10 protein-coding genes are annotated in these 9,317 nt (G+C 43.7%); 6 read left to right on the top strand and 4 right to left on the bottom strand.

Features of this window, described 5'->3' with window-relative positions:
* Positions 1-129 precede the first annotated feature (129 nt).
* Both folK and IM500_RS07125 read right to left on the bottom strand, forming a co-directional pair.
* The gene (folK, locus tag IM500_RS07130) at positions 130-594 is read right to left on the bottom strand and encodes a 2-amino-4-hydroxy-6-hydroxymethyldihydropteridine diphosphokinase (RefSeq protein WP_052588148.1); all 465 of its coding nucleotides are present in this window, start codon (positions 592-594) and stop codon (positions 130-132) included.
* On the bottom strand, positions 591-1,361 hold the full coding sequence (locus IM500_RS07125) for a sirohydrochlorin chelatase (RefSeq protein ID WP_502882351.1): 771 nt from the start codon (positions 1,359-1,361) through the stop codon (positions 591-593). Before IM500_RS07125 ends, folK begins: the two co-directional genes overlap by 4 nt.
* A gap of 235 nt (positions 1,362-1,596) precedes the next feature.
* Between IM500_RS07125 and IM500_RS07120 the strand changes: the two genes are divergently transcribed.
* The 3 genes from IM500_RS07120 (at position 1,597) to IM500_RS07110 (ending at position 2,917) form a co-directional block, all read left to right on the top strand.
* Positions 1,597-1,869, top strand: coding sequence for a hypothetical protein (locus tag IM500_RS07120; protein ID WP_190718131.1), 273 nt, complete (start codon positions 1,597-1,599; stop codon positions 1,867-1,869).
* Entirely contained in the window at positions 1,859-2,446 is a 588-nt protein-coding gene (locus IM500_RS07115; protein WP_190718128.1) for a hypothetical protein, read from the top strand. Before IM500_RS07120 ends, IM500_RS07115 begins: the two co-directional genes overlap by 11 nt.
* 204 nt (positions 2,447-2,650) lie before the next feature.
* A complete protein-coding gene (locus IM500_RS07110; protein WP_190718125.1) occupies positions 2,651-2,917 on the top strand; it encodes a hypothetical protein in 267 nt (88 codons plus the stop codon).
* Here the strand turns inward: IM500_RS07110 and IM500_RS07105 are convergent.
* Positions 2,914-4,578 carry a transglutaminase domain-containing protein gene (locus IM500_RS07105; protein ID WP_190718122.1) on the bottom strand — a complete coding sequence of 555 codons (1,665 nt, stop codon included), beginning with the start codon at positions 4,576-4,578 and terminating at the stop codon, positions 2,914-2,916. The genes IM500_RS07110 and IM500_RS07105 overlap by 4 nt on opposite strands.
* 112 nt (positions 4,579-4,690) lie before the next feature.
* Between IM500_RS07105 and cofG the strand changes: the two genes are divergently transcribed.
* Together cofG and IM500_RS07095 are read left to right on the top strand one after the other, a co-directional pair.
* Complete coding sequence (gene cofG / locus IM500_RS07100) at positions 4,691-5,578, top strand: 7,8-didemethyl-8-hydroxy-5-deazariboflavin synthase subunit CofG (protein ID WP_190718119.1); 888 nt, start codon at positions 4,691-4,693, stop codon at positions 5,576-5,578.
* Between the two features lie 437 nt (positions 5,579-6,015).
* On the top strand, positions 6,016-7,329 hold the full coding sequence (locus IM500_RS07095) for a cytosine deaminase (RefSeq protein WP_287738027.1): 1,314 nt from the start codon (positions 6,016-6,018) through the stop codon (positions 7,327-7,329).
* Here IM500_RS07095 and IM500_RS07090 read toward each other — a convergent pair.
* Positions 7,306-7,647, bottom strand: a complete 342-nt coding sequence (locus IM500_RS07090) for a DUF952 domain-containing protein (protein WP_287738026.1) — start codon at positions 7,645-7,647, stop codon at positions 7,306-7,308. The genes IM500_RS07095 and IM500_RS07090 overlap by 24 nt on opposite strands.
* A 235-nt stretch (positions 7,648-7,882) precedes the next feature.
* On the opposite strand from IM500_RS07090, the gene IM500_RS07085 reads away from it, so the two are divergent.
* Positions 7,883-8,878: an L-lactate dehydrogenase gene (locus tag IM500_RS07085; RefSeq protein ID WP_190718109.1), complete on the top strand. Its 996-nt coding sequence runs from the start codon at positions 7,883-7,885 to the stop codon at positions 8,876-8,878.
* Positions 8,879-9,317: the final 439 nt, after the last annotated feature.

The following is a 9,317-nucleotide window of genomic DNA, read 5'->3' as shown; positions in this document are numbered from 1 at the left end:
TTATTAGTATTACATTGCTTTAACTCAGGCTCTGTAAGACTTTGAGCCATAGCTAGTATATTTATACGGGGGAAGTTCAGAACTAAAACCCTAAAACCCTAAAACCCTAAAACCCCAACACCTAACATCCTACTCCGCCAATCCCAATTGCCCCAATAGCTGAAGGATAGTTTTTCCGGTTACGGGATCTCGCCAATCGGGGGCAATTTCTGCCAGGGGAAGCAGCACGAAGGCCCGTTCTCGGCAGCGGGGATGGGGTATCTGTAATTCGGGCGTTTCTAAGATCAGGTCATCATAAAATATTAAGTCTAAATCGAGGGTACGCGGTCCCCATCTTTCCCGTCGGACTCTCCCGAATAACTGCTCGATTTCTAATAATTTATGCAGTAAATCTAAGGGCGATAAATCCACTTGCACAATGGCGCAACCGTTGAGATAATCGGGCTGAGGAGGGCCGACGGCTGCGGTTTGATACCATTGGGAATGAGCTTCTAGTTTAATTCCTTTGACTCGCTCTAATTCCCCTAAAGCTTGCCCTAAAATTGTCGCTGAATCCCCTAAATTACCGCCCAAAGCGATCGCTGCCCGCTTCATCCACATCCTTCCTCAACAATAATCTCGGCTAATTCCCCCGTCGCCCCCAAAGATTCACCTAAAAATATATTGACATTTGGATGCTTTTGTGATATGTCAAAAACTTGAGCTTCGATCGCATCCGTAATTCCACCAGCAAAGAGGAAATAGGGCAGTATAGCGATTTTTTGGCTACCTTGAGCGATTAAACTCCCGATTTGTTGGGATAAACTCGGTTCTATCGACCAATAAGCTGTAATTGCCCCAGAAAACGCCGCTAGATTTTCCACTTCCCGATTACCCCCGGGGCGACGACTACCGTGGGACAGTAAAATGCGGTCTTGGTGGCTTAAATCGGCAAATTGTCGGGATAACAGCGATTTTATGCCCTGATAACTGCCTAAATGGGGCTTTAACTCTAGCTTAATTGGCGCTCGCACTTTGGCCACGGCCGCGGGAATATCTTCTTTAACGTGAACCCCCGACAGGAGAAACAGGGGGATAATCTGCAACCGGTTACATCCTTGGCTTTGCGCTTGTTGGGCAAAAGCTTCTATTTGTTGATGGAGAGGTGTTATCGCTAATTCTAGGGCGGCAGTCCCTACTAATACCCGATTATCTGCTTCTAGAACCGCTATAGGTGGGCTAAACTCCGATTTACTCGCCAATCTTTCGGCGGGTTGACTGATTTTTTCCTGAACTAAGGCTGCTAATCGTGTCACCGCCATGGCTGGACGCGGATCGCGACTACCGTGGAAAACCAATAAGTAGGCTGAGGAGGTCTTCAAAGAAATCTTGCCAAAATAGTTTAGTTTTTAGCCTAATACATTTTCTCTCCCTTTAGGCATCAATGCCCCTGATATTCTCGATTTAGCTGGTAGCGGAAAAACCTCCCCACTAGACCCAAGTGCTACCATTTTACGGGATGTAAAGTGTGAGCAAATCAGCCCGCCGCCTTGAGTTAGTCTAGATATTGAGGTATAACCTAATTAATCGCCCAACTTAGTCAACGAGGCAGTTAACGTGAAAGTGGAAACAGACAGTAAACAATTACCCTCCTACGAACAACCACCCTTGATAGAAGTGGTAAAATTACCCACAGCTTTATCATCAGAATCTTGCCGGATAGACGCAGCAGCAGAAGATGATGATGAACTGGATTGTCGAGGAGTTTTTGTAGTTTCTCATCAAACGAAAATCTTATTTTCCGAAGAAGTAAACATTAAATCTCAGGAAAAATCCACTTGGAAACCTTGTGTTATAATTGATAATTCTCGAATCGAAGATGATAACTAATGACCTTTGGTATGAGGCGGTAGATGCAAATGTTGAGTTAACCCAAGGGGATATTATTCTTAATTGTCCTGTGGTTCGTTGGGCTTCTAAATCTGTTGAGGTAAGCAATCAAACAGAAATTGAAACACTTCGATCCTTAGTGGAAGTAGCTGAGATTGATCTGGTTGTTATCACCCAAGGCTGCGACTTAGAAAACAAGAAAGTCAATAATGTCATCCTTTGCCCTCACTTTGCTCTCAGCCAATATCAAGAATATTGGGAACAGACAATGAACAATATGAAACAAAATCCTACGGCCAAGGCGTGGGGGAGATATTGTGATGATATTAAAAATGGTTATATATGGAATCTTTCTATGCTCAACGAAGGGGAAATTGGCAACCTAAAATTAACTCATCGAATAGTTGATTTTCATGATGTGTACACTTTGCCGAGGACTTTTTTGGAATCCTTCTTGCAAAATAAACAGCAACCTCGACTTCGTTTACGTCCTCCCTATCGTGAACATTTATCTCAAGCTTTCGCTAGATTTTTTATGCGAGTTGGTTTACCTACAGGAGTAAAAAAAGTCTGGTAATAGATAAATCACCTTAACTTTTACCAATAACTACCTATAGGGAAAGATTGGTTTTTTGACGATTCGATAAATCCTATGGTTTCCTATCCACAGTTCTAGCTTTGTGGGCGATTTGGTTCACTTGATAACGAATTATTGCGATCGCTTGCCAGGAACTAATTTTCAGCGATAATCTAAAGTCAGAGTCCATCGGGAGATAAGATCATGAACTTTCGTCTAGTTCTATTTTCAGGCCTAGTGACGGCTTTAGTCGGGGCAGGTATCGGTTATGGCATTAGCCGCATTGAACGCAATCCCAGCCAAGTCAACTATAAAAATCCCTATAACTATCAAATCATCTATGGACGTTATTTTGCCAGTGCCGGAGCAGCCCTAGGCTTCTGTGTGGGTGCGGGTTTACAAATGGTCAAAGAACTCAAAGAAGAAAGAGACAGAGAAATGGGCATCCTAGATGATGGCTCAGAATTCTAGTCTTTTGGGGCTAATTCCTCAAGAATGATAAATTGAACGTGATTAATCGCTAAATCGCCGATGGGAACTTGGGTTTTTAACACCGGTTGTCCTTGACTGAGCATTCGTTCAAAGGGGATATCTTTGGCAATTTCCGTATGATACCAAGCTAAACCCATAAAGAAACGATTGGGATAGGGACCACCTTCAAAAATATCATCGGGATTGGACTCCATGGGAACCCAACCGATAGAGGGCAGATAAAATTCCATCCAGACGTGATTGTAATCCGGTTCGAGGGGTAAATTACGTTCGAGGGGATGGGGTGGGCATTTATAACGTCCTACCGTACGACAGGCAATACCATTGAGACGACACAAAGCCAATAATAAACCCACATATTCGCCACAGGAACCCACTCCGCGCCGCAGGGCAATATCGGGGGTGTCGATGTTGGGTTTGATGCCGTAGGAAAGCTGATCATAGACGTAGTTACGAATACTATAAACTTTTCTGAGTAGATTGGTTTCCCGACCGATCGCTTCTTGGGCAGCATTGAGGATAATTTCTGTATTCATAGCCAGATCATCATTATCGATCAAATAGCGATCGGGAAAATCGGCGGGTAAGGGTGGTAAATCTTCGCAATCTTTGGGAGTAATTTGGTATTTAATTCCCCACACTTCTAAGACCACTTTCCAACCAAAAATATGACGTTGTTTGGCGGTTATTTGCTTGAACTTAAATACTGCCACCCGCTGCCCATCCTGAATTTCTTCAGTAAAAGGCAATCCCACCGCTTCGACGCTGCGAATTTTTTGCCGCGGTGTTTCTAGGGGTAAAGCGATGCGCCATTCCACATCTTTTAGTTCGATATTATATAGAGGTTCCAATTCCTCGACGTAGGATAATTCAATCAGATAACCATTAGAAAGGGCGTATTTTTTAGCGGGATCGTAGTGAAAATATAGAGGATGGACAAAAGTACGCGGACGATAACTAAGTTCGTAAACCTGTTCGGAATTGGGATTATCGCGGATAAAGGGTTCTTGGAAAGCATAGGCCACATATAAGATATCCTTGCCACTGTTCGCATCGCGATAAAATGCTAATCCCGTCGGTGATTCAAAAGGAGTTATCATGCTAAAAAGCTGTTCTCCCGTGGCGCGATCAAGACAGTAAACCGTTTGTTCTAGGGTATCCGTTAGCCAAAGTTCTTCCCCGCGAATGGTGATATTTTCGATGCCGATACCCGGCGCGTACAAACGAGTAATTTCCTGTCCCGATTGGCGATCAAATATAAAGATTTGTCCAGAACGTTGACAAGTGACATAAATTGTGTTACCAGTTACGGCGACTCCGTTAGCGGTGTAGGGAAGACGGGTAAAAAATTTCGGGGTAAAATCTTCGAGAGTGCAGCAGTAGAGATTTTCGCGGGTAGTAAACCAGAGGTTATTTTGATCATCGATGGCCAATCCCGTCGTCCCGACGAATTCTTGCCAGCGATGGGAATTAAGTACAGTTGTATGACCAGTATCGAGGGCAATTTGGTATAAATAGCCGTTTTTTGCGTCGATAGCGATTAATTTGTTATCTTGAAATACAATTCCGTGCAGGGCCGTGGCGCTAATCGGACGAATCGTTTGACGATGGGAGGGAAGACTGGCAGGATCGAAAATCATAGGAGGAAGCGAAAAGGGAGAGCGTTTTTAAGTGAATAAAACAGCAATTCTTCCCACGATAGCAAATTTTATCGCCCTTGAATGCTCGTAATGAACTCCAATTCCGAAAAAAATGTCAAGAATTGTCACCTATAGTCCCTCTCATACCCTTGTACCTACCTACGAGTGTTTCAATCGTTGCAGTTATTGTAATTTTCGCAGGGATTTAGGCACTGATGGCTGGTTAAGTCTAGACAAGGCCAAAGAGATTTTAACTGCTTTGCAGGGTTCGGAAATTACGGAAATTTTAATTCTTAGCGGCGAAGTTCATCCTTTAGCAGCCAATCGAGAGTCATGGTTTCGGCATATTTATAATTTAGCAGCATTGGCTTTAAATATGGGTTTTTATCCCCATACCAATGCGGGGATTTTAACTTTTGCCGAGATGGAAAAACTGAAAAATGTCAATCTATCTATGGGCATAATGTTAGAACAAATGACGGTGACTTTATTAGATACCGTCCATCGTCATGCCCCCAGTAAAGTGCCATCCCTGCGCTTAGAGCAGTTACAATGGGCGGGAGAATTAGGAATTCCTTTTACCACGGGTTTATTATTAGGAATTGGTGAAACAGAATGCGATCGCTTAGTAACCTTAGAAACTATTGCCACTATTCATCAACGTTGGGGACATATTCAAGAAGTGATCCTACAACCCTACAATCCGGGCAAAAGAGAACAGTGGCAAAATAATCCTTTTGATCTGCAAAAATTACCCGATCTGGTTAGACAAGCTAGGGAAATTTTGCCCCCAGATATTGTCATTCAAATTCCCCCGAATTTAGTACCCGATCCTCTTTTTCTCTTGGATTGTTTAGCGGCAGGAGCGCGGGATTTAGGCGGTATTGGCCTTATCGATGAAGTTAATCCCGATTACCTCCATTTACACCCCGATAAATTAAAGGAATTTTTAGCAATTTATGGCTGGGAATTAAAGGCGCGACTACCGGTTTATCAGTAATCAGTAATCAGGGAAAAGATAGCACTGTTGATGCCATTTAACAATCCTTACTTAATACCCCTTAATTGATTATTATTCATTCTTAATTCTCCTGACAACCGACGACCGAGGCTGCATCTCATTTTTGTCAATCTACCAATTGGGATTTTTACGGGGAAACTCTCGGCTAAGATCGGGCATTACTTCCGATTTTATCACTCAATCCAAGCTTTTGGGGGGTAGAACCCCCCAAACCCCCCGTTGGGGGCGTGGCGCCGCCCCCAAACCCCGGAGCGCATTAGTTTTTCGGTGGGATGCTTACACGCGGCTGCTGATACATTTGTAATCATCTAAGAGTTACTGATAATTGCTGATTGTCGGTATTCCTGCAAATGTGAGATGCACCGACAACCGACTCCTAACCCTAACAACAATTTTTGATTTTTACCAGAGGTCTTATGATTCCCTCAAGCGAGCGCTACTGGCTCAAAAATGCTCATATTCCCGTTTCCCTGCTAGAAAATGAGAGTTTCTCTCCCCAAACCTCCGAGGGATTAACCTTAGTTAATCTGGAAATTAATGACGGTTACATTAATCGCATCACCTCAACAATCCCCCCCGAAGATAATATTCCCGTTATTGACCTCAAAAAAAAGATTGTTTTTCCTTGCTTTGTTGATATGCACACCCATCTCGATAAAGGTCATAGTTGGCATCGTTGTCCTAACCATGATGGCACTTTTGACAGCGCCTTAAAAATGGCCCTAGAGGATTCCCGACGGGAGTGGCGCTTAGAGGATGTGTATCGTCGCATGGAATTCGGCGTTAAATGCAGTTATGCCCATGGAACTGCGGCTATTCGCACCCATATCGACTCTTTTGGTCAACAGGCACAGATTAGCTTAACTGCTTTGGCAGAATTGCAACGACAATGGGCCGGTAAAATCACCCTGCAAGCGGTTTCTCTAGTTTCCCTTGACTACTATCAAACCTCCGAGGGAGCGGCCTTAGCCGATAAAATTGCCGAATTTGGGGGCATATTAGGGGGAGTAGCCTACACAAATCCCGATTTACAGGCACAAATTGATATTAGCTTCAAATTAGCCCAAGAAAGGGGTTTAAATCTCGATTTTCATCTGGATGAAAACGGCGATTCCGATTCTACCTGTTTAGCAGCGATCGCCCGTACTGCTATCAAAGAGCAATTTGACGGACAAATCATCTGTGGTCACTGTTGCAGTTTAGCGGTACAATCCCCTGAAATAATCCAAGAAACCCTAAATTTAGTCAAAAATGCGGGCATTGCTATCGTTAGCTTGCCGATGTGCAATCTCTACCTACAGGATCGTCAAGAGGAAAAAACCCCCTTTTGGCGCGGGACAACTAAGGTAAAAGAGATGAAAAAAGCGGGAATTCCGGTTGCTTTTGCCAGCGATAACTGTCGCGATCCCTTTTATGGTTTTGGGGATCACGATGGTTTAGAAGTCTTTACCCAAGCGGTGCGGATTGCCCATCTCGACACACCCTACGCTGACTGGATAAATAGTGTCACCCTCACCCCAGCCAATCTGCTCGGATTGCCCCATTTAGGGCGCATTAAGACGGGTCTAGAGGCAAATTTGTTAATTTTCAAGGCTCGCTACTTTAGCGAGCTATTATCGCGACCACAGTGGGATCGCCTTGTGATTCGGCGCGGGTTGAGCATCGATACTACTCTCCCCGATTACCAAGAGTTAGATGATTTAGTTCTAGGAATTGATCAAATCCTGTAAGGGTTTGACAAAAACCACCGATTCTAGGTTGATAGCACCGTAAATATGGGGAAAGGTCTCTTTTTCTAGCTCTAGAGTTGCATTTTCCTGGTTAGGATGCTGGGGCTGCTCCCATTTGACCGGGGACTGCAATTGTTCAGGAGAAATGGCTAAAACCAGCAAATCTGGCTGATTTTGATAAAAAGCGGCCACAACTTTCGGAATTTGTTCTAAGGTGGAGCAATGGATAAATCCCTCATTTTTTAGGGAATACGCCCGATATTCCCCCATTTCACGAGCTATTTGCCAACCTCTTTCTGTAGTGATGTGATAGATCATCGGTTCGCCTCCTACTGTCACTTTATCCCTAATTTTAGGATATAGCCTGAAGCTGTCAGCGGCCCTCAATTCTCTTAAACTAGGGGTCAGGGAATAAAGACAAGAAATTTGTCCGACCAATTACCAGAAAAAAATTGCCGATAATGGCCTCAAAATCTCTTGATAGTCTCCTTTTACCTGATATTAACCTTTTCCCCTTAAAATGAGCTTACCGAGCCAGTAACTGCAAAAATCTATGCTAGATAAAATATTTACTCCCAATCCCTACGCTGAAAAACCCGCGCCGCTGCGTCCTCGCAAGGGGGTAATTATCGGTGTTGGTCAGGTGGGGATGGCCTGCGCTTACTCGATGTTAATTCAAGACTGTTTTGATGAATTAATTCTGCAAGATATCGCCACGGATAAAGTCGAAGGGGAAGTGATGGATTTAAGGCACGGAATGCCTTTTATTGAACCCACAGACTTGAAAATGGGAACCGTGGCCGATGTGGGACAAAATGCCGATGTGGTGATTATTACTGCCGGGGCTGCCCAAAAAGAGGGAGAAACCAGATTACATCTCCTTGAGCGAAATGTGGCGATTTTTCGCCGTATTCTGGAGGATGTGGCTGTTTACTGCCCCAGTGCTTTGATTTTGGTGGTGAGTAATCCCGTCGATATCATGACCTATGTTACCTTGAAAATCACCAATTTTCCGCCTTCTAGGGTGATTGGTTCGGGTACGGTGCTAGATTCTGGCCGTTTACGCTCTCTTTTATCCACCCAACTCCATGTAGATGCGCGTAACGTCCACGCTTATATTATCGGTGAACACGGGGATAGTGAGCTTGCTGTCTGGAGTTCGGCCAATATCGGAGGAGCAAGGTTACTCGAAGGAGATTGGCAGGATTTAAGCGCGGCCGACCAAGAAAGCTTAACAGAAATTTTTCTTCAGGTTAAAAACGCCGCCTATGAAATTATCAAACGCAAGGGTTATACTAGCTATGCGATCGGTTTAGCTACCACGGATATCGTTAAAGCGATTTTACGTTCCCAAGAAAGAATTCTGACTATTAGCACTCTCCTCGATGGTCAATACGGTCTCAAAGATGTGTGTTTAAGTATTCCCTCGGTGGTTAACGAGAAAGGAGTGATTAAAACTCTGAATCTTGCTCTCAGTCCCAGAGAAACCCAACAGTTACATAATTCGGCCAAAATCATGCGCGATTTAATCGATCAACTCGAAATTTAACTGAGGGTTGGCTGAATAAATCTAAAAACATTGTTGGGTAAGATTTTAGATTTTTTGCCCTGAAAAAGTGCCAGACATAAGAGCGATCGAGGGGAAATTTTAGGCACTTTTTCCCCGAAAATTAGGTAATTGTGGGGTGGACTGAAGCAATTAGTGCTAGACTTCCCGAAAAGTCTATTTTATTTCAGCTTGTTGTATAGAACTTAGTGAAGCTATTAAATCAGAACCTAATCAGGAAATACTTTTTCAAATCTTGAGTAACGTTATTGCACATCTCCAAGAAGAACCGCGTCAGATGTATAACTGAACTTCCCCCGTATAAATATACTAGCTATGGCTCAAAGTCTTACAGAGCCTGAGTTAAAGCAATGTAATACTAATAAACTACTGGGTACAAACTCCTGAAATCTTTACGCAGACAGGGTTTGAGGCAAAATTT

Origin of the sequence: Microcystis sp. M179S2, assembly GCF_020245805.1 — a bacterium.
In the GTDB taxonomy this organism is placed as follows: Bacteria; Cyanobacteriota; Cyanobacteriia; order Cyanobacteriales; family Microcystaceae; genus Microcystis; species Microcystis aeruginosa.
This window is presented reverse-complemented; position numbering and strand designations above follow the sequence as displayed.

Excerpts from the sequence above, each read along its gene's own strand:
- folK (WP_052588148.1), bottom strand. The coding sequence starts at position 594 with ATGAAGCGGGCAGCGATCGCTTTGGGCGGTAATTTAGGGGATTCAGCG.
- IM500_RS07115 (WP_190718128.1), top strand. The coding sequence starts at position 1,859 with ATGATAACTAATGACCTTTGGTATGAGGCGGTAGATGCAAATGTTGAG.
- IM500_RS07110 (WP_190718125.1), top strand. The coding sequence starts at position 2,651 with ATGAACTTTCGTCTAGTTCTATTTTCAGGCCTAGTGACGGCTTTAGTC.
- IM500_RS07105 (WP_190718122.1), bottom strand. The coding sequence starts at position 4,578 with ATGATTTTCGATCCTGCCAGTCTTCCCTCCCATCGTCAAACGATTCGT.
- cofG (WP_190718119.1), top strand. The coding sequence starts at position 4,691 with ATGTCAAGAATTGTCACCTATAGTCCCTCTCATACCCTTGTACCTACC.
- IM500_RS07095 (WP_287738027.1), top strand. The coding sequence starts at position 6,016 with ATGATTCCCTCAAGCGAGCGCTACTGGCTCAAAAATGCTCATATTCCC.
- IM500_RS07090 (WP_287738026.1), bottom strand. The coding sequence starts at position 7,647 with ATGATCTATCACATCACTACAGAAAGAGGTTGGCAAATAGCTCGTGAA.
- IM500_RS07085 (WP_190718109.1), top strand. The coding sequence starts at position 7,883 with ATGCTAGATAAAATATTTACTCCCAATCCCTACGCTGAAAAACCCGCG.